The sequence below is a fragment of the Escherichia sp. E1130 genome (assembly GCF_005781065.1).
In the GTDB taxonomy this organism is placed as follows: domain Bacteria; phylum Pseudomonadota; class Gammaproteobacteria; order Enterobacterales; family Enterobacteriaceae; genus Escherichia.
Window position 1 is genome coordinate 1 of the sequence record NZ_VATL01000006.1, and the last position, 19,290, is coordinate 19,290.

General features: G+C 53.6%; 20 protein-coding genes and 1 pseudogene. 9 read left to right on the forward strand and 12 right to left on the reverse strand.

Translation table 11 applies throughout. The features are described from left to right. Nucleotides 1-96 precede the first annotated feature (96 nt). Complete coding sequence (locus FEK66_RS07040; RefSeq protein ID WP_240780256.1) at nucleotides 97-387, forward strand: MafI family immunity protein; 291 nt, start codon at nucleotides 97-99, stop codon at nucleotides 385-387. A gap of 45 nt (nucleotides 388-432) precedes the next feature. Here FEK66_RS07040 and FEK66_RS07045 read toward each other — a convergent pair. Both FEK66_RS07045 and yafV read right to left on the reverse strand, forming a co-directional pair. Next, nucleotides 433-726, reverse strand: a pseudogene (locus FEK66_RS07045) (SymE family type I addiction module toxin). 81 nt (nucleotides 727-807) lie between these two features. Then, on the reverse strand, nucleotides 808-1,578 hold the full coding sequence (yafV, locus tag FEK66_RS07050) for a 2-oxoglutaramate amidase (protein ID WP_135494426.1): 771 nt from the start codon (nucleotides 1,576-1,578) through the stop codon (nucleotides 808-810). A gap of 180 nt (nucleotides 1,579-1,758) precedes the next feature. Here yafV and ivy point away from each other — a divergent pair, with 180 nt between their 5' ends. Continuing rightward, nucleotides 1,759-2,205, forward strand: a complete 447-nt coding sequence (ivy, locus tag FEK66_RS07055) for an Ivy family C-type lysozyme inhibitor (protein ID WP_205714132.1) — start codon at nucleotides 1,759-1,761, stop codon at nucleotides 2,203-2,205. A 42-nt stretch (nucleotides 2,206-2,247) separates the two neighbouring features. Here the strand turns inward: ivy and fadE are convergent, their stop codons facing one another. Continuing rightward, complete coding sequence (gene fadE / locus FEK66_RS07060; RefSeq protein WP_088376517.1) at nucleotides 2,248-4,692, reverse strand: acyl-CoA dehydrogenase FadE; 2,445 nt, start codon at nucleotides 4,690-4,692, stop codon at nucleotides 2,248-2,250. A 239-nt stretch (nucleotides 4,693-4,931) separates the two neighbouring features. On the opposite strand from fadE, the gene lpcA reads away from it, so the two are divergent. After that, nucleotides 4,932-5,510, forward strand: a complete 579-nt coding sequence (gene lpcA, locus FEK66_RS07065; RefSeq protein ID WP_016159301.1) for a D-sedoheptulose 7-phosphate isomerase — start codon at nucleotides 4,932-4,934, stop codon at nucleotides 5,508-5,510. A gap of 104 nt (nucleotides 5,511-5,614) precedes the next feature. Continuing rightward, nucleotides 5,615-6,382, forward strand: coding sequence for a class II glutamine amidotransferase (locus FEK66_RS07070; protein ID WP_000333380.1), 768 nt, complete (start codon nucleotides 5,615-5,617; stop codon nucleotides 6,380-6,382). Here FEK66_RS07070 and dpaA read toward each other — a convergent pair. After that, nucleotides 6,353-7,093, reverse strand: coding sequence for a peptidoglycan meso-diaminopimelic acid protein amidase (gene dpaA, locus FEK66_RS07075; protein WP_001225679.1), 741 nt, complete (start codon nucleotides 7,091-7,093; stop codon nucleotides 6,353-6,355). The two genes, FEK66_RS07070 and dpaA, sit on opposite strands and share 30 nt — an antisense overlap. A 311-nt stretch (nucleotides 7,094-7,404) precedes the next feature. Here dpaA and FEK66_RS07080 point away from each other — a divergent pair, with 311 nt between their 5' ends. Further along, complete coding sequence (locus FEK66_RS07080; protein WP_135494422.1) at nucleotides 7,405-8,154, forward strand: C40 family peptidase; 750 nt, start codon at nucleotides 7,405-7,407, stop codon at nucleotides 8,152-8,154. Between the two features lie 56 nt (nucleotides 8,155-8,210). On the opposite strand, the gene FEK66_RS07085 is transcribed toward FEK66_RS07080, so the two are convergent. The 8 genes from FEK66_RS07085 to FEK66_RS07120 all read right to left on the reverse strand — a co-directional run bounded on the left by FEK66_RS07085 (nucleotide 8,211) and on the right by FEK66_RS07120 (nucleotide 14,875). After that, a complete protein-coding gene (locus tag FEK66_RS07085; protein ID WP_105278667.1) occupies nucleotides 8,211-8,567 on the reverse strand; it encodes a type II toxin-antitoxin system HicB family antitoxin in 357 nt (118 codons plus the stop codon). A gap of 78 nt (nucleotides 8,568-8,645) precedes the next feature. Further along, the gene (locus FEK66_RS07090; RefSeq protein ID WP_135494420.1) at nucleotides 8,646-10,739 is read right to left on the reverse strand and encodes a flagellar biosynthesis protein FlhA; all 2,094 of its coding nucleotides are present in this window, start codon (nucleotides 10,737-10,739) and stop codon (nucleotides 8,646-8,648) included. Next, nucleotides 10,723-11,862, reverse strand: a complete 1,140-nt coding sequence (locus FEK66_RS07095) for a flagellar type III secretion system protein FlhB (protein WP_135494418.1) — start codon at nucleotides 11,860-11,862, stop codon at nucleotides 10,723-10,725. Before FEK66_RS07095 ends, FEK66_RS07090 begins: the two co-directional genes overlap by 17 nt. Continuing rightward, the gene (gene fliR, locus FEK66_RS07100; protein WP_001260503.1) at nucleotides 11,852-12,634 is read right to left on the reverse strand and encodes a flagellar biosynthetic protein FliR; all 783 of its coding nucleotides are present in this window, start codon (nucleotides 12,632-12,634) and stop codon (nucleotides 11,852-11,854) included. Before fliR ends, FEK66_RS07095 begins: the two co-directional genes overlap by 11 nt. 1 nt (nucleotide 12,635) lies before the next feature. Beyond that, nucleotides 12,636-12,908 (reverse strand): flagellar biosynthetic protein FliQ, encoded by a 273-nt coding sequence (locus FEK66_RS07105; RefSeq protein WP_000958542.1) that lies wholly within the window; start codon nucleotides 12,906-12,908, stop codon nucleotides 12,636-12,638. A 2-nt stretch (nucleotides 12,909-12,910) separates the two neighbouring features. After that, nucleotides 12,911-13,663, reverse strand: coding sequence for a flagellar type III secretion system pore protein FliP (fliP, locus tag FEK66_RS07110; RefSeq protein WP_135494416.1), 753 nt, complete (start codon nucleotides 13,661-13,663; stop codon nucleotides 12,911-12,913). Then, on the reverse strand, nucleotides 13,660-14,031 hold the full coding sequence (locus FEK66_RS07115) for a FliM/FliN family flagellar motor switch protein (RefSeq protein WP_135494414.1): 372 nt from the start codon (nucleotides 14,029-14,031) through the stop codon (nucleotides 13,660-13,662). Before FEK66_RS07115 ends, fliP begins: the two co-directional genes overlap by 4 nt. Then, nucleotides 14,024-14,875, reverse strand: a complete 852-nt coding sequence (locus FEK66_RS07120) for a FliM/FliN family flagellar motor switch protein (RefSeq protein WP_135494412.1) — start codon at nucleotides 14,873-14,875, stop codon at nucleotides 14,024-14,026. Before FEK66_RS07120 ends, FEK66_RS07115 begins: the two co-directional genes overlap by 8 nt. Nucleotides 14,876-15,306: 431 nt before the next feature. On the opposite strand from FEK66_RS07120, the gene FEK66_RS07130 reads away from it, so the two are divergent. The 4 genes from FEK66_RS07130 to FEK66_RS07145 are packed head-to-tail and all read left to right on the forward strand — an operon-like array spanning nucleotide 15,307 to nucleotide 19,288. Continuing rightward, nucleotides 15,307-16,293 (forward strand): sigma-54 dependent transcriptional regulator, encoded by a 987-nt coding sequence (locus FEK66_RS07130; RefSeq protein ID WP_135494408.1) that lies wholly within the window; start codon nucleotides 15,307-15,309, stop codon nucleotides 16,291-16,293. A gap of 14 nt (nucleotides 16,294-16,307) precedes the next feature. Then, complete coding sequence (locus tag FEK66_RS07135; protein WP_000029089.1) at nucleotides 16,308-16,649, forward strand: flagellar hook-basal body complex protein FliE; 342 nt, start codon at nucleotides 16,308-16,310, stop codon at nucleotides 16,647-16,649. 4 nt (nucleotides 16,650-16,653) lie between these two features. Then, nucleotides 16,654-18,300, forward strand: a complete 1,647-nt coding sequence (gene fliF, locus FEK66_RS07140) for a flagellar basal-body MS-ring/collar protein FliF (RefSeq protein ID WP_135494406.1) — start codon at nucleotides 16,654-16,656, stop codon at nucleotides 18,298-18,300. Then, nucleotides 18,278-19,288 carry a flagellar motor switch protein FliG gene (locus FEK66_RS07145; RefSeq protein ID WP_135410637.1) on the forward strand — a complete coding sequence of 337 codons (1,011 nt, stop codon included), beginning with the start codon at nucleotides 18,278-18,280 and terminating at the stop codon, nucleotides 19,286-19,288. The genes fliF and FEK66_RS07145 overlap by 23 nt, the downstream gene beginning before the upstream one ends. Nucleotides 19,289-19,290: the final 2 nt, after the last annotated feature.

The following is a 19,290-nucleotide window of genomic DNA, read 5'->3' on the forward strand; positions in this document are numbered from 1 at the left end:
CGTCAGTCCTTGCGGGGAGCAGCCTTTCGTAATCTTGCCCTGAATAGTTACTGCATTTCCTGATAGTGGACCGATTCCACCTTTACCGGGCGCAAAATGATGACTACTGCTACTGCTACTGCTACTGCTACTGCTACTGGTATCGAGTTAAAAGAATTTGGTGAAAATTTTCATGACAGACTTTCTGAAGATGAACTGAATTATGCGCTGAGTTACATCGATTTTGGGGAAGAGCCATTAGCTTTTGAAATATTATGTGATTATATCTGCGAAAATGACCTTGTTATAACAAAGAGTGAATATGAGCATCTATGTACTTTTAATAATATCTTCAATCATTTGTTAGAACATGATGTTGTTATTTATTTAAAAAGATTAGTTAAATAGTAATAACGCCTGGTAAGAAATTAAATCTTCCCGGCTTTTTATTATTTAGCTTTCGTTCAGCACACTAAACATTCCGTCACGCATCCCCTTAACTGCCTGTTTAACCAGATAAAGCTCCCTGCGCAGTACCTGTACTTCATTGTTATCTGCAAGCAGGATCAGGCAACCCTCCGAGATCTTCACGGTAACGCCCGTGTCGCTCCCAAATCCCGCTTTCCTCAGCCATTTGGCGCTGATTTTGATTACCGGCGTGTTGCTGCGGTTGGGCAGATAACTTACCGAACAGTGGCGCTATGTTTTGGAAATGGTGACTTCTGGCGTAATATCGTGTTCAGCCATCATTAACTACCTCAGTTAGCTGCTTGCAGGGGCTTTCATAATCTTACCCCGACTCTCCCCGGCCCTAAACACAACCCCCACTCACCACAACCTAAACTCATCCGCATCCCGCCATGCCGGAAACTTTTCTCTATATTCCCTTAACACAGCCATCGACAGCTCCGCATCAATGCGCGTTGCCTGATGCGCGTCGGCAGTAGCGATAATCTCGCCCTGTGGATTAATCACCCGGCTGTCACCGCGATAATGACAGCCGTTGCCATCACTGCCGACGCGATTACATCCCGCCACATACGCCTGATTCTCAATCGCGCGGGCCGTCAGCAATGCCTGCCAGTGCAGAGAGCGCGGAGCAGGCCAGTTGGCGACGTACAGGGCGAGGTCGTAATCGTTGAGATTGCGCGACCACACCGGAAAACGTAAGTCGTAGCACACCAGCGGTAAAATACGCCAGCCGCGCCATTCCACAATCACTCGCGCATTGCCCGCTTTATAATGCAGATGCTCATCTGCCATTCGGAACAGATGACGCTTGTCATAAAAATGCACCTTGCCGTCAGGCTCAACCAGCAAAAATCGATTAACCGAACCAGACTCCGTTTGTAATGCAACACTGCCTGCAATCAGCGCATTGCACTGCTGCGCTTTGGCTGTCATCCAGTTCACTACGTCATCTTGTGCTAGCGACGAAGCTGCCGCTTCCATGGCAAAGCCGCTGGTAAACATCTCCGGTAGAACGATCACATCGCGCCCGGTAATACCTTCCAGTTGACGATCAAAATGGCGCAGGTTGGCAGGACCATCCATCCACACCAACGGTTGCTGCAAAAGCGTAATCTTCAAACCAGGCACGGTGTACAACTCCTTTATGCGAAGGGTTTTATAACTTTAACACCTTATCAGGCTATTACCTTACTGCGGAATAAATTGATAACAAATGCTGATATTGGAAATATCTGATTTGCAAATTATCGTGTTATCGCCAGGCTTTAGGAGGTTAATAACATGGGCAGGATAAGCTCGGGAGGAATGATGTTTAAGGCAATAACGACAGTCGCCGCTCTGGTCATCGCCACCAGTGCAATGGCGCAGGATGATTTAACTATTAGCAGCCTGGCAAAGGGCGAAACCACCAAAGCTGCGTTTAATCAGATGGTGCAAGGGCATAAGCTGCCTGCCTGGGTGGTGAAAGGCGGTACTTATACTCCCGCACAAACCGTGACATTGGGAGATGAGACGTATCAGGTGATGAGCGCGTGCAAACTGCATGACTGTGGCTCGCAACGTATCGCTGTGATGTGGTCCGAGAAATCTAATCAGATGACGGGGCTGTTCTCGACTATTGATGAGAAAACGTCGCAAGAGAAACTCACCTGGCTGAATGTGAACGATGCGCTTTCGATTGATGGTAAAACGGTGCTGTTCGCGGCGTTGACCGGCAGCCTGGAAAACCATCCGGATGGCTTTAATTTTAAATAATTAGCGGATAAAGAAACGGAGCCTTTCGGCTCCGTTATTCAATTACGCGGCTTCAACTTTCCGCACTTTCTCCGGTAACTTTACCGGCTTCGTCGCCAGCTCTTCCGGCTCAAAGTCATCAACGTTAATACTGCGCAGACGGCTTTCTTCCGCTTTCACCAGAATGGCGGCTTCATCTTTATCAATCAGCCCCTTCGCCAGCGCGTTGTGTGCCAGTTCATCCAGACGGGTAAACGGCAGGTTTTTACCCAGCTCTTTACAGATCCGCTGATGAATCGGGTCGGCGGCAATCACATCCACCAGCGCCTCTTCCAGTAAACCTACCGGGTTATGCTCGCTCGGCGTCAGGTACTGACCGCGCCCAATGCGGGAACGGGTGGCGTTCGGCACTTGTAAAATCTTCGCCACCTTATGATCCAGCTTGTCAGAAGGTGCCAGATAATGACGTCCGGTCGGGAAGATCACCACATTCAGCAGTCCGGCAACCACGCGGTTCGGGAAGTTTTGCAGTAAATCATCCATCGCCTGTTCAGCCTGATACAGCGCATCCTGTACGCCCCAGTGCACCAGCGGCAGGTCAGCTTCATTGCGGCCTTCATCGTCATAACGCTTCAGAACGGCAGAGGCAAGGTAAAGCTGACTTAAAATATCACCCAGACGTGCCGAGATACGTTCGCGACGTTTCAGGCTGCCGCCCAGCACCGCCATCGAGACATCAGAAAGCAGGGCGAGGTTGGCGCTCAGGCGGTTCAGGTGTTGATAGTAGCGTTTAGTGGCATCGCCGGTTGGCGTGCTGCTGGTTAAACCGCGCGTCAGGCCCAGCCAGAAGCTGCGAACTTTGTTGCTACCGACGTGACCGATATGTTTGAACAGCAGTTTATCGAACGCGTTAACGTCATTGTTCTTCGCTGCTTCCATCTCTTCCAGCACGTACGGATGGCAACGAATCGCCCCCTGGCCGAAGATCATCATGCTGCGGGTCAGAATGTTAGCCCCTTCAACGGTGATGGCAATCGGTGCGCCCTGGTAAGCACGGGCCAGGAAGTTGCTTTGCCCGAGCATAATGCCTTTACCGCCGGTAATATCCATCGCATCAATAATCGACTGCTGCCCGCGGTGGGTACAGTGATACTTGACGATAGCTGACAGCACGGCAGGTTTTTCACCGAGCATAATGCCGTAGGTAATCAGCGACGCCGCAGCATCCATCACGTAGGCATTACCGGCAATACGCGCCAGCGGCTCTTCAATCCCTTCCATCTTACCAATAGAGATTTTGAACTGACGGCGGATGTGCGCATACGCGCCCGTTGCCAGCGCTACTGATTTCACGCCGCCGGTTGAATTGGAAGGCAGGGTGATGCCGCGGCCTACCGAGAGACACTCCACCAGCATCCGCCAGCCTTGCCCGGCCATTTTCGGCCCGCCGATAATGTAATCGATCGGTACGAAGACATCTTTACCGCGCGTCGGTCCGTTCTGGAACGGTACGTTCAGCGGGAAGTGGCGACGACCAATTTCCACGCCCGGCGTGGTGGTCGGGATCAGCGCACAGGTAATACCTAAATCTTCTGCGCCACCCAGCAGTTTTTCCGGGTCGGAGAGCTTAAACGCCAGACCAAGCACGGTCGCAATGGGGGCCAGCGTAATGTAGCGTTTGTTCCAGGTCAGACGCATCCCCAGCACCTGCTGGCCCTGCCACTCGCCCATGCAGACAATCCCGGTGTCCGGAATCGCGCCCGCATCGGAACCCGCTTCCGGGCTGGTTAGCGCAAAGCAAGGGATCTCCTGACCACGCGCCAGACGTGGCAGATAGTGATCTTTCTGCTCATCAGTGCCGTAATGTTGCAGCAGCTCGCCCGGGCCTAATGAGTTCGGCACGCCGACGGTAATCGCCAGGATCCCGCTCACGCCGGAGAGTTTTTGCAGCACGCGAGACTGGGCATAAGCCGAGAACTCCAGTCCGCCGTACTCTTTTTTGATGATCATCGCGAAGAAACGATGCTCTTTCAGATACGCCCACAACTCCGGCGGCAGATCCGCCAGCTCATGAGTAATCTGGAAATCATTCGCCATCCGGCAGGCTTCTTCTACCGGGCCGTCGAGAAACGCTTGCTCTTCGGCAGTCAGGCGCGGCTGCGGATAGTTATGCAGCTTTTTCCAGTCTGGCTTGCCCTGGAACAAATCGCCTTCCCACCATGTGGTGCCTGCGTCGATCGCTTCTTTCTCAGTGCGCGACATTGGCGGCATCACTTTACGGAAACCGCGAAATACCGGCGCGGAAATCATCGACTTACGCATAGGCGCAAAGTTAAACGGCACAAGGATAATGGCCAGAGGCACCAGTACCCACGCCGACCACAGACCAGCAACGCCGAGGGCGGCTGTCCAGGCGAGCAAAATCAGACTGCTGATAAATAAGCTCACGCGGTGATAGAACAACGCGCCGAGCAGGACAACCGTAGCGAGAATACTCAAAATCATCATAACGAAAAGCCCCTTGCTTGTAGGAGGTCCGACCACTTGTGATGATATGGTTGTAGTGGATGTAAAAGCATTTAGCAATGTGTTTACAATATAATTACAACGAAGCTCACATTGTTGCTGTTTTTATCCGCACTTTGGGTCAAAAAGTCCTGGTCATTCCACCGCACTGGTCTTCTCGCTTTTGGTGGTATCCGGTACACTGCATTTTGTCTAATTCATTTATGCTGAAGGATATCCTCATGTACCAGGATCTTATTCGTAACGAACTGAACGAAGCGGCGGAAACGCTGGCTAACTTTTTAAAAGATGACGCCAATATTCACGCCATTCAGCGCGCGGCGGTCCTGTTAGCAGACAGCTTTAAAGCCGGTGGCAAGGTGCTTTCCTGTGGCAACGGCGGCTCCCATTGCGACGCCATGCACTTTGCAGAAGAACTGACCGGTCGTTACCGTGAAAACCGTCCGGGCTATCCGGCGATTGCCATTTCAGATGTCAGCCACATCACCTGTGTTGGCAACGATTTTGGTTTCAACGATATTTTCTCCCGCTACGTTGAAGCCGTAGGACGCGAAGGCGATGTGCTGCTGGGGATCTCCACCTCCGGTAACTCAGCAAACGTGATCAAAGCGATTGCGGCGGCGCGTGAGAAGGGGATGAAAGTGATCACCCTGACCGGTAAAGACGGCGGTAAAATGGCTGGCACAGCGGATATCGAAATTCGCGTTCCGCACTTTGGTTATGCCGACCGCATTCAGGAGATCCACATTAAAGTGATCCATATCCTGATCCAGTTGATTGAAAAAGAGATGGTTAAGTAAGTCTGGCGTAGGCCGGATAAGGCGTTTACGCCGCATCCGACCTGAAAATTCTTAAATCAATCTTCGCCGGGGGCCATGTGCTCCCGCTGTTGTGGAGGTTACCGATGTGCGAATTGCTCGGGATGAGCGCCAACGTCCCTACCGATATCTGCTTTAGTTTCACCGGGCTTGTGCAGCGTGGTGGTGGAACCGGGCCACATAAAGATGGCTGGGGCATCACCTTTTACGAAGGTAAAGGCTGTCGCACATTTAAAGATCCACAACCCAGCTTTAATTCCCCCATCGCCAAACTGGTCCAGGACTATCCGATAAAATCCTGTTCGGTTGTGGCTCATATTCGCCAGGCCAATCGGGGCGAGGTGGCACTGGAAAATACTCACCCGTTTACCCGCGAGTTATGGGGACGCAACTGGACGTACGCCCATAACGGGCAACTGACGGGCTACAAATCACTGGAAACCGGCAACTTCCGCCCAGTAGGTGAAACCGACAGCGAAAAAGCCTTCTGCTGGCTGCTGCATAAATTAACGCAGCGTTACCCGCGCACGCCGGGCAACATGGCAGCAGTGTTTAAATATATCGCCTCACTGGCGGACGAACTGCGGCAGAAGGGCGTTTTCAACATGCTGCTTTCGGATGGGCGCTATGTAATGGCGTATTGCTCGACTAATTTACACTGGATCACCCGCCGCGCGCCGTTTGGCGTGGCAACGTTGCTGGATCAGGATGTGGAAATCGACTTCAGCTCGCAGACCACACCGAATGATGTGGTCACGGTGATTGCGACACAGCCGCTGACGGGCAATGAAACCTGGCAAAAGATTATGCCAGGCGAATGGCGCTTATTTTGCCTCGGGGAGCGTGTAGTTTGATGCCAGCTGTGGTTGCACCACTTCGTGGCTCAACGGCTTGCTGACCACGTAACGACCATTGACCACAGAAACGGTCGGTGGCTTACGGGTCTGTTCAAAGTAGTCATAGCCTGGCTTCAGTTGCTCCCAGAAGTCCTTAAAGTTGGAATATTTATGGCGCTTCATATTAGCGTCGGTCATGCGGAACGGGTAAATACTCACCTGCACGCTCGGCTGACCAAATACCAGCGCGCCAGTAACGAACTGGAAGATCTCATCAATACCCTGATTGGTCATTGCGTAGCAGCCGATGGAAACACAATCGCCGTGGATCATCAGGTATTTCCCTTCATAACCATGCGCACGGTCATAGGCATTGGGGAAACCAATATTAATCGCTTTGTAGTAACGGCTGTCTGGTTTTAACTGATTACGCTGAACGCTATAAAACCCTTCCGGACTTTTAAAATCGCCCTGACGCTGTTTGGGTCCTAACCCGCCGGAATATTTACAGATTTTATAACTGTCGAGCAGTTGATATTGCTCGCCCATTTTGACGTAGAGATCGAGCGTACGTTCTTCCTTGAAGATCTGGATGTAGACAGGGGATCCCATCAACTGCTGCTTATACTCTTTGCTCACTGGCGTGGTAGAGCTACTGCTGCCCAGCAAACCGGCGAATGAAACGCACGGGATCAACAACATCGCAAGAATTAATGCGATTTTACGCATACTGCTTATTCCTTGATAAAACGGTTACACACGCCAGGACGGCAAAATAGATCCCAAATCGGAATAGTCTGGATTTGGAAGGCTCACATTATCACCAAAAGAGTTTTACGCAAGTCTGTCGGCGCTGGGTTTACAAATTTAGCATAAGTGGCGATTTTCAAAAGTCCGAAAAGCGCATGTAAAGCGGTTTATTTCTTATTTCCTAAGGTTATGAAACCTCGATAGTAATATGCAAATAAGCAATTAATAATCCCGCCTCTCCTTCCTTTCCTCTAATATTCTCATCTTCATTCAGCCGGTTTATATCCTCCATGTATTTGTTCTCTCACGACAGATTGCTGCGCCTGGGCGTGTTTTCTTTGTCCCTTTTGCTTCCTTTACTTGCCAGCGCCACCACATCACATATCTCTTTCAGCTACGCCGCCCGCCAGCGGATGCAAAACCGTGCGCGGGTACTCAAACTGTACCAGGCACATCTGAAAAAACAGGCCAGCTACATTGTGGAAGGCAATGCCGAAAGCAGAAGGGCGCTGCGCCAGCACAACCGTGAACAGATAAAACAGCACCCGGAGTGGTTCCCAGGCCCACTGAAGCTGAGCGACCGACGCTGGCAGGCGCTGGCGGAAAACAACCACTTCTTAAGCAGCGACCATCTGCACAATATTACCGAAGTGGCGATTCACCGCCTGGAGCAGCAGATTGGCAAGCCTTACGTCTGGGGCGGTACGCGGCCCGATCAAGGCTTCGACTGTAGCGGGTTGGTTTTTTATGCCTACAACAAGATCCTCGAGGCGAAGCTCCCGCGCACGGCCAATGAGATGTATCACTACCATCGGGCAACGATTGTGGCGAACAACGACCTGCGCCGGGGAGATTTGCTGTTTTTCCATATCCACAGCCGCGAGATAGCCGATCATATGGGCGTGTATTTGGGCGATGGGCAATTTATCGAGTCGCCACGTACCGGCGAAACCATTCGGATAAGCCGGTTAGCCGAACCTTTCTGGCAGAACCATTTTTTGGGCGCGCGGCGGATTTTGACGGAAGAGACGATTTTGTAAATGGAGAATACTGACGATCAGGCAAAAAATCGGATGCCATATGGCATCCGACCTGTTTACATCTGGGATGAAAACTCACGTTCTAATACATCAACAATAAGCTGATTTTTTGAAATGGAATGTTGTCTGGCGACAATGGTCAGCCGTGAATCGATGTGATGAGGAACACGAAGCGTCAGGCGTTTTTGCTCTTCTTCTTCACGAAAAGGGGCAATGCCGTCCTCTTCACAATCCGCCATCCACTCATCCAGCGCACTTTCACCTTCCCGGTACAATGCCTCAATGCTTGTCGCCACAAAGTCGCAATAACCATTTACATTGAGGAATTTGCCGCGAAATGCGTTGATATCAGCTTCAAATGTTACTGCAGCCGGTTGACCTTTAATGGTGATAATGTTCGATGCTTGAGATATTAATGAACGCGTTTTCATCATCTTATCAATCCCTGACGTCATAAATTGATGTCATCGTATTGCGTTTCTTAAAAGCCATCAACTCAACGCCCCCATAATCTTCAACTCCAGCTCGTCCGGCACTTCGTTATACGACAGCACATACAGCCCCGGCGCAAACAACCTTGCATAACGCGCCAGCAAAGGGCGCAGCTGCGGCGGCACCAACAGTACCGGGTCTTTCCCCGCCGCTTTCATCTGCTCTTTTACCTGCGGCATCGTGCTCTGGAACTGGTTGAGCATATTCGGGTCCACTGGCACGCTATCAAGCATCACTTTGCCGCCCTGTTGCGCCTGATTCACCACGTTGGTCAGCAGATTTTCCAGCTCATTATTCAGCGTATACACCGTCAGCTCCTGCTTGCGAACGAATGGATGGGTGATGCTACGCCGCAGCGCCAGGCGCACATCAGCTGCCAGCAGAATATGATCTTTGGTCACCGTGCTACTGGCGACCAGCACGGTGGCGATGGTGACGATATCACGCAGGGAAACGCCTTCGGTCAGCAGCGCCCGGTACACTTTCAGCAACTGGCTGTAATTGAGCGCCGCGCTCAAATCTTCCGCCAGGCGCGGTGCCATCGACGACAAACGGTTATGCAGCTGCGTAATATCGTCATAGTTAAACAGATCAGGAATATAGCTGCGCACAATCTTGTTCACATGGGTAGCAATCACGCTGGCGCTGTCGATCACCTGATACCCCATATTCAGCGCCTTCGCTTTCTGCGCAGGCTGGATCCAGGTCACCGGCATCCCGTACGCCGGGTCGTTCCCCAGCACGCCGTCAATTTCACCGTAGGTTTCGCTGGAGGGCAGGGCCATCAGTTTATCCGCCGGAATATCCGCTTCATCAGCCTTAATGCCGTTGATGAAAATAGCGTACTGGCTGGGCTTGAGACGGAAGTTTTCCCGAATGCGGATCTCCGGCAGCAGCACGCCGTTGCCGTCGGAAATCACCTGCCGCACGCCGCGAATCCGCTGGGTGAGCGGGTTACCCTGCGCTTTATCCACCAGCGCCACCAGCTTGTAGCCGAGGCTTAAGCTGATGGGCTCGATCAGCGGAATGGTTTCCCAACTGACCAGTTGCTCGCTGGTTTCGGTGATGGTGCGGGTCAGCGTTTCGAGGCTTTTCTCTTCCGCCTCCGCCGCCTGCGGGCGTTTGCTCATTCGCCAGCCGGTAAAGCCCAGCAGGGCGCTGAACAGCAAAAACGGCAGGTGCGGCATTCCCGGCACCACCGCCAGCACGAACATAATTCCGGTAGCGGTGAAGAGCACAGACGGGCTTGCCAGCAGCTGGTGGCGCACGTCATGGGCAATATCGCCGTTGTCGCTGACGCGGGTGACGATTATCGCCGCCGCGGTGGAGAGCAGCAGGGAAGGGATCTGCGCCACCAGGCCGTCCCCGATGGTCATCAGCACATATTGCTGGAAGGCGGCATCGGCGCTCAGGTTGTATTTAAAGATCCCGATACAGACGCCGCCGATCAGGTTGATCGCCAGAATCATCATCCCGGCGATGGCATCCCCGCGCACAAACTTCGACGCCCCGTCCATCGCGCCGTAGAAATCGGCCTCGCTGGCAACATCTTTACGCCGGGTTTGCGCCTGCGCCTGGTTGATCAATCCGGCGTTAAGATCGGCGTCAATCGCCATCTGTTTGCCGGGCATCGCGTCCAGAGTAAAGCGGGCAGAAACCTCGGAAATACGCTCGGCCCCTTTGGTGACGACGATAAAGTTGATGATCATCAGGATGATAAACACCACGAAGCCGACGACAAAGTTGCCGCCAATCACCACCTGACCAAACGACTCAATCACCTTACCCGCCGCGCCCGCGCCAAGATGCCCGTGCAGCAGCACCACGCGCGTAGAAGCAACGTTAAGCGTCAGGCGCATTAAGGTGGTGATCAGCAAAATGGTCGGGAACAGGCTGAATTCCAGCGGTCGTTTCGCCGACACCGCCACCAGCAGCACCATCACCGCCAGCACAATGTTGAAGGTGAACAGAATATCCAGCAGCGCAGGCGGCAGCGGCAGAATAACCATCGCCAGAATACACAGGATCACCAGCGGCACGCCGAGATTGCCGCCGCGCAGCAGCGCGAGGAACGATTTAGTTGTTTTCGCCATCCAGTTTAAGCACCTCTTTGGGAATGGAAATATGTCTGTTCAGGGCCGGGCGCGGCTGTGCGCCCTCGCGCCAGTGTTTCATTTGCAGGACGTAGGTCAGAACGTGGGCGATGGCCCGGTAAAGTTGAAACGGAATTTGCTGGTTCACCTGGGTGGTGTAGTAAACCGAGCGCGCCAACCGCGGGAACTCGACCACTTCCACCTGATTCTCCGTGGCGACCTGGCGAATATAGAGGGCGATTTCATCAGTGCCTTTCGCTACCACAAACGGCGCGGCGGCGCGCGACTGGTCATACTGCAACGCCACGGCGTAGTGGGTCGGGTTGGTGATTACCACGTTGGCTTTTGGCACCACTTTGCGGATTTGCCCCATCGCCAGCTGCCGTTGCAGCCGCCGCACGCGCGCCTTCACTTCCGGCTTACCTTCCTGATTTTTGTACTCTTCTTTCAGCTCCTGCTTAGTCATCTTCAGCCCTTTGGTAAACAGGGCTTTCGCCAGCGGCACGTCGACAAGCGCGAAGAAAATAAACAGAATGACAAAGTTGCGCATCACGCTGGCGTAGAGCGACAAACCCTCATTCATCGCCAGTTTGAACGGCAGCGCCTGCAGGCCAAGAAAGGCGGCAAAGTTATTGCGCAGGCTAATCCACAGCATTACCAGTACCACCACCGACTTCACCGTCATCTTTCCCGTTTCCGCCAGATGCTCGCTGGAAAACAGCCGCCCAATGCCTTTTAACGGGCTGATTTTGCTGAAGTCCGGGAGGATTTTTTTCGGTAAGAACAGCCAGCCGCCGGGCACCAGCGAAGAGAGCAGCGCGGCGGCGGGCATCGGCAGCAGTGTGAGAATAAACTTGCCGAGAATTAACAGGTGATGGCGCAGAAACTGGCCGATCACTTCCGGGTTATTAATCTCCTGCGCGTACTGATGCACGCTAATAAAACTCTCGCGCACAAAATCGGCATACCACGGGAAGCTGCTGGAAATCACCACAAACGCCGCAAACAGGCTCGCCGCCAGCCCCATATCCTTCGAGCGCGGCAGTTGCCCCTCTTCACGCGCTTTACGCAGCTTTTGCGCCGAGGGTTTCTCTGTTTTTTCTTCGCTGCTGCTATCCGCCATAGTGACCTTTCAGCGCGTCGAGTTGCTGCAACACAAAATTCGCCAGATGCAGATAGTGATCCGGCAGGTTGTAGAGCAGGGTGGCGAAACAGACCAGCCCCGCCAACATGTTGATGGGAAAGCCGAGTGAAAAGAGGTTCAGCGGCGGCGCGATGCGATTGAGCAGGCCAAAGCAGCCCTGCACAATCAGCATGATGAAGGTGGTCGGCAGCGCCAGCAGCGATGCGGACGCCAGCACCCAGCTAAAGGCCAGCGCGATGGTTCGCAGGGTTTGCGGATGCAGCGCGTTGCCAATTGGCCAGTAGGTGAAGCCCTTGTACAACACGCTCACCAGCAGCAGATGCCCGTCCATGGCAAAAAACAGCAGGATCGCATAGACGTTAATTAACTCCGCCAGCACCGTGGTCGATGCGCCGCTGCTCGGATCATTCATCACCGCCATGCTCATCCCCATATTGAACGAGAGAATTTGCCCGGCGAGTTGCAGCGCGAGAAACAGAAACTGAAACATCAGCCCGAATAACATGCCCCATAAAATTTGCTCCACCGTCAGGATCAGGCTGTTGAGCGAAAGTAGGTCGTGGGGAATGGGATGGGGGATCAACGGCGTGATGATGATTGCCAGCGCCAGCGACAAAATAATCCGCACGCGTACGGTCAGGGCGCTGTTATCCAGCACCGGCACATAGCGCAGAAACGCCATAATGCGCACGAAGGGAAACCACAGCCCCAGCGCCAGATCCATCAGTTGCGTAACGTCGCTTGTGCGCATCTCAATGCACCAGCAACGCGGCCTGGGTAAACAGGTGAATGCAGAGATCATGCAACTGGATAATCATCCATTTGCCGCACACGCCCAGCACCACCAGCGTGACAATCAGCCTCGGCAAAAAGCTCAGGGTCTGTTCGTTAATCTGCGTCACCGCCTGGAACACGCTCACCAGCAGGCCGACCAGTAAACTCGGCACCACCAGCACGGAAACCAGTAAAATCACTACCTTAATGCCGCTGGCGACAATGTCGGCGGCTACGTCTACGGTCAACATAATCAGCCCAGCCCCAGCCCGCGAATGCTGGTGGTGAGCGTGCCGATGGTCAGCGACCAGCCGTCGATCAGCACAAACAGCATCAGCTTAAAGGGCAGTGAAACAATCAGTGGCGACAGCATCATCATCCCCATCGCCATCAATACGCTTGCGACAATCAGGTCGATAACCAGAAACGGGATGTAAATCATAAAGCCAATCTGGAAAGCGGTTTTCAGCTCGCTCAACACATAGGCAGGCACCACGATAGAGAGATCCTGGTCGGCGGCATTGCCCTTCGCGCCGCCGATGGTCATGATTTGCGCCATCGCTTTTTTGTCGGTCTGCGCCAGCATAAAGCGTTTCAGCGGCGTCGCGGCGGTGTTTAACGCATCGGTTAGGGTAATCTGATCGTTTTCAAACGGCACCACCGCGTGGTCGTAAATATTGAGCCAGATAGGGCGCATCACCAGCATGGTGAGGGAGAGCGCAATGCCAATCAGAATGCGGTTCGGCGGCGTTTGTTGCAGCCCCAGCGCCTGGCGCAGCAGCGACAGCACGATAATAAAGCGTGTGAAACAGGTCATCATCAGCACCATCGTCGGCAGCAAACCGACGAGGGTCATCAGAATCAGTACCTGAATTTTGACGCTGTACTCCTGAGTGTTGCCGTGGGTCACCACGTTTAGCAGCGCAATATCGCCGCCCTGGGCGATTGCCAGCGGCGCAAGCGCCAGCAGCCCAAGGCCCAGCGTCAGTTGAGTGCGGCGTTTCATGGTGCCAGGTCGTTGATATAGCGGGTGTTAAATTCCAGCACGCGCAGGCCGTACTTCTCGTTGACCACCACCACTTCCGCTTTGCCCAGCAGGATATTGTTCACTTTGATATCCAGCGGCTCCCCGGCGAGTTTATCCAGCTCAATCACCGTGTCGTCGTCGATGTTAAGCAGGTCGGCTAACATGATCTCCACCGACGACACTTCCAGCGTTAAGGTCACCGGAATGCGTTTCAGCAGCGTCATAGAGTCGGAAAAACGGTCCTCCAGGCGGGTGACCAGCGTTTTGGCATCGGCGGATTTCGCGACAGGCGCAACTTCATCAGTGAGGCCAAAATCCCCGGCTAAAATATCTTCTTGCTTACTCATGGTTATTCTCATTTTTGCCCGCCAGCTCCGACAAAAACAGTTTGTCTTTGTCTTCCACAATCAGGGCGCTAAATAATTCAGATTGCCCAATCGCCACCGGGAACGTTTCTCCCAGTGATATGGGTAAAATATCCCCGGCTTTTATCTGCGTGAGATCCGCGACATTCAGCGACAACTCGGCGATTTTGACGTTCAGAGTCAGCGGCAGGGAGCGGATGATTTCTTTAATCAGGGCCGGTTTATTAACGGATTTCGCCACCTGCTGCGGTTTACTGTGCTCGCTGTGGCGGATCAGATTCAAAATAAAATCGGTATGGGCGTCGTCGAGCAAAATACGAAAACTGCTCTCTTCATCGCCCGCGAGGGTAAAGGTTAATTGATACGCCCAGTGGGTCATCACCGTGCTGCTGTCCAGCTTTAATTTCAGCGCAATACCGGAGGTTTGCAGATTAAAAATCAGCGTGCAGATATCCAGCGCCAGACGATTCTTTAATCGCGTTTCGGTTTTGGTCGGCAGTCCATTATGTGCTTTCGCTTCTTCCAGAGATGATTCCAGACCATAAAAATTGCCCAGCAGCATTAACAATAAGGAGCGATCAATATCAAACGCCAGATGCCCGACCTGGGAAACCATCAGTTCGGCGTTTTTATTGATAATATCCATTTCGCAGCCAATCTTTTTTAAGGTGATATTGCTGCGATGCTTTTTGAGAAAGTAACTGCCAAGATGCGAATCAATCACGTCAAAATTCCCCGTAAATAGGGTCGGCAGGCGATGGTAGGGGCGTCCGAGCCGATTACCTTCTAATTTAAAGATGCCTGGCGTTTTACTGTACTTCAGCATGGCTTACTTTCTCTGCTGTAATGGTATGGGCGTTTTTGTGCACGCAATTCCGGCAGTGACACAAGGTGAGGTATTAAATAGAGGGGGAGTGAAAGGGGCAAATTATTAATAGGGTGAAATAATAATTAAATTATTAAAGGGCGAGATATCGGGCATCGTCGTAAAACATTGCACAAACTGTAGGCCTGATAAGACGCGCAGCGTCGCATCAGGCATTGGCGCACAATTGCCGGATGCGGCGTACCGTTCTGTCGTAGGCATCGGTGCACAATTGCCGGATGCGGCGTAAACGCCTTATCCGGCCTACATGGATAACTCGTTGTTTGTAAACAAATAATATTTTTATTATCGTTTAATTCAAACTTGTTAATCCCACCGGTGATACGCTTCAGAACATCCTGTTTTCTGTCGCTACTTATATCGTTCACCCTATGTCTGAACTTATTGCAACTGCCGCTTCCAGCATTAACGCTTTTACTCTGGCAAAGCGCGTCGCCGCCTTTAACGTGCCGGTGCTGATTCAGGGCGAAACTGGCGCGGGCAAAGAATGCGTGGCGAAATATATTCACACCGTCGCCTTTGGTGAAAATGATAGCGCGCCCTATATCGGCGTGAACTGCGCGGCTATCCCGGAAAACATGCTGGAAGCCACGCTATTTGGCTACGACAAAGGCGCATTTACCGGCGCAATTACCAGCGTGCCAGGAAAAATGGAACTGGCGAATAACGGTACCTTATTGCTCGATGAAATTGGCGATATGCCGCTGGCGTTACAGGCCAAAATATTACGCGTATTGCAGGAACAACAGGTTGAGCGATTAGGCAGCAACCGACAAAATAAACTCAATTTTCGCCTGATTGCCTGCACCAATAAAAACCTTGAGCAGGAGGTCGCCGAAGGGCGTTTTCGCGAAGATCTCTATTATCGACTGGCGGTTATTCCTATTACTATGCCACCGCTACGTGAACGCCTGAACGATATTATTCCGCTGGCAGAGTCATTTATTAAAAAATACTCAACGGTGCTGGTGAAAAATATCACCCTTTCAGAATCTACCCGCCGTGCGCTGCTCAATTACCGCTGGCCCGGCAACGTTCGCCAGCTGGAGAACGCCATTCAGCGGGGAATGATCTTAAACCGCGACGGCGTGATTTACCCCGACGCCTTAGGCTTGCCGGAAACGGACGTTGCCGACTGCAGCGAACTGCAATGGCCTGTTCAGCCCGCGGTCCACATTGCCGAAACCAGCGATTTGGGCCAGCACGGACGAAGCGCGCAATATCAATATATCGCCGACCTGATGCGTAAATATCAGGGCAATCGCAGCAAAATCGCCGACCTGTTAGGCATTACCCCGCGCGCACTGCGCTATCGACTGGCCTCCATGCGCAAGCAAGGTTTCGAAGTTTTCTCCTGACCCGGAAGTTAAAAATGAGCATTACCACAATCAACAGCACCATGCAGGCGCAAATCATGCAGGACGTGCAGCGGATGCAGGCCAACGCCCAGGCGCCGGTGCTGCCCGCTATGACCTTCAGTTCCACCGACCCGGACGTTTCATTTAACCGCATTATGTACGGCGCGCTTGGTCACGTTGATCAGTTCCAGCAGGTGGCGGAGCAGCAGCAAACGGCTGTCGACACGGGCAAAAGTGATGATTTGGCAGGTGCGATGATCGCCAGCCAGCAGGCGTCGCTCTCTTTTTCCGCGCTGGTGCAGGTGCGCAACAAAATCGCCACCGGATTTAACGATCTGATGAGCATGTCGATCTAACACTATGAATGAACTGATCAAAAAGTTGACCCAGGCGTTTCCGGCGTTTCGACTGCGTCTCGCAGATAACAAACGCTGGGCGCTGATGGCGGGTGTGGGGCTTGCCGTTGCGGCGACGGCGATTATCGTCAGCGTGCTGTGGACCGGTAATCGCGGCTACGTCTCGCTCTACGGACGCCAGGAAAATCTGCCCGTGTCGCAGATTGTCACCGTGCTGGATGGCGAAAAGCTCACCTATCGCATCGATCCTCAAAGCGGACAGATACTGGTGCCGGAAGATGCACTGTCGAAAACGCGCATGACCCTTGCCGCCAAAGGCGTGCAGGCGATATTGCCCAGCGGCTACGAGCTGATGGACAAAGACGAAGTGCTCGGCAGTAGCCAGTTCGTGCAGAACGTGCGCTATAAACGCAGCCTCGAAGGGGAGTTGGCGCAGAGCATTATGTCGCTGGACGCGGTGGAGAGCGCGCGGGTACATCTGGCGCTCAACGAGGAAAGCTCGTTTGTGGTCAGCGATGAGCCGCAAAACAGCGCCTCGGTGGTGGTGCGTCTGCACTACGGCGCGAAGCTGAATATGGACCAGGTGAACGCCATCGTGCATCTGGTTTCCGGCAGCATTCCGGGGCTGCACGCCAGTAAAGTTAGCGTCGTCGATCAGGCGGGAAATCTGCTGACCGACGGCATCGGCGCAGGCGAAGCGGTTTCTGCCGCTACCCGTAAACGCGATCAGATCCTCAAAGATATCCAGGACAAAACCCGCGCCAGCGTGGCGAACGTGCTGGATTCGCTGGTCGGTAGCGGGAATTACCGCGTCAGCGTGATGCCGGATCTCGACCTCAGTACCATCGACGAAACCCAGGAACACTACGGCGACGCGCCGAAAATTAACCGCGAAGAGAGCGTGCTGGACAGCGACACCAATCAGGTGGCGATGGGCGTGCCCGGTTCGCTCAGCAACCGTCCGCCGGTTGCGGCGAATCAGATGACCAACGGTACGGAAGAAAATCGCTCGCCGGAAGCGTTATCCAAACACAGCGAAAGCAAGCGCGATTACTCTTACGACCGCAGCGTCCAGCATATTCAGCATCCCGGCTTTGCGGTGAAACGCCTCAACGTGGCGGTGGTGCTCAATCAAAACGCCCCGGCGCTGAAAAACTGGAAGCCGGAGCAGACCACGCAACTGACCGCGTTGCTGAACAATGCCGCCGGTATCGACGCCCAGCGCGGCGACAATCTCACCTTATCGCTGCTCAACTTTGTCCCGCAGGTGGCCCCGGTCGAACCGGTGATCCCGCTGTGGAAAGATGACAGCGTGCTGGCCTGGGTGCGGCTGATTGGCTGCGGCCTGCTGGCGCTGTTGTTGCTGTTCTTCGTGGTGCGCCCGGTAATGAAACGCCTGACGGCGGTGCGTGCACCGGTTATCACACCAGAACCGGAAGCCGTCAGCGAACCGTGGATCGCCATGCCGGAAGAGGAGCGTAAAAACGTCGATCTGCCGTCGCTGCCCGGCGATGACAGCCTGCCTTCGCAGAGTTCCGGCCTCGAAGTAAAACTCGAGTTCCTGCAAAAACTGGCCATGAGCGACACCGATCGCGTTGCCGAAGTTCTCAGACAATGGATTACCAGCAATGAGCGAATTGACAATAAATAAGAGCAACAGCTACCTGGAACAGGCGGCGATCCTGCTGCTGTGTCTGGGCGAAGAGGCAGCGGCGACGGTGATGCAAAAACTCAGCCGCGAAGAAGTGGTGCGCCTGAGCGAAAACATGGCGCGGCTTTCCGGCGTCAAAACCAGCATGGCGCGCAAAGTGATCAATAACTTCTTTGATGAATTCCGCGAACAGAGCGGGATCAACGGCGCATCGCGATCCATGTTGCAGGGCATTCTCAACAAAGCCCTCGGCACCGAGATCGCCAGCAGCGTGATCAACGGCATCTACGGCGATGAGATCCGCTCGCGGATGGCGCGCCTGCAATGGGTGGAACCACGCCAGTTGGCGATGCTGATCTCCGAAGAACATCTGCAATTACAGGCGGTGTTCCTCGCGTTTCTGACGCCGGAAATCTCGGCGGCGGTGCTCTCGTATCTCAACGAATCGGTGCAAAACGAAATTCTCTACCGGGTGGCGAAACTCAACGACGTCAACCGCGACGTGGTGGATGAACTGGACAGGCTGATCGAACGCGGCCTGTCGGTGCTCTCGGAGCACGGCTCGAAAGTGAAAGGCATCAAACAGGCGGCGGATATCGTCAACCGTTTCCAGGGTAACCAGCAGGTGATCCTCGACCAGATGCGCGAGCGCGACGAAAACGTGCTGGAGCAGTTGCAGGATGAGATGTACGACTTCTTTATCCTCAGCCGCCAGAACGAAGAGGTGCGCCGACGCCTGCTCGACGAAGTGCCGATGGAAGACTGGGCGGTGGCACTGAAAGGCACCGAAGCCCTGCTGCGCCGCTCCATTTACGCGGTAATGCCAAAACGTCAGGCGCAGCAACTGGAAGCGATCACCGCGCGCCTGGGGCCGGTGCCGGTCAGCCGTATCGAACAGATCCGCCGCGAAATCATGGGTATCGCCCGTGAACTGGAAGAGGCTGGAGAGTTTCAGCTACAGCTCTTTGCGGAACAGACGGCGGAGTAACC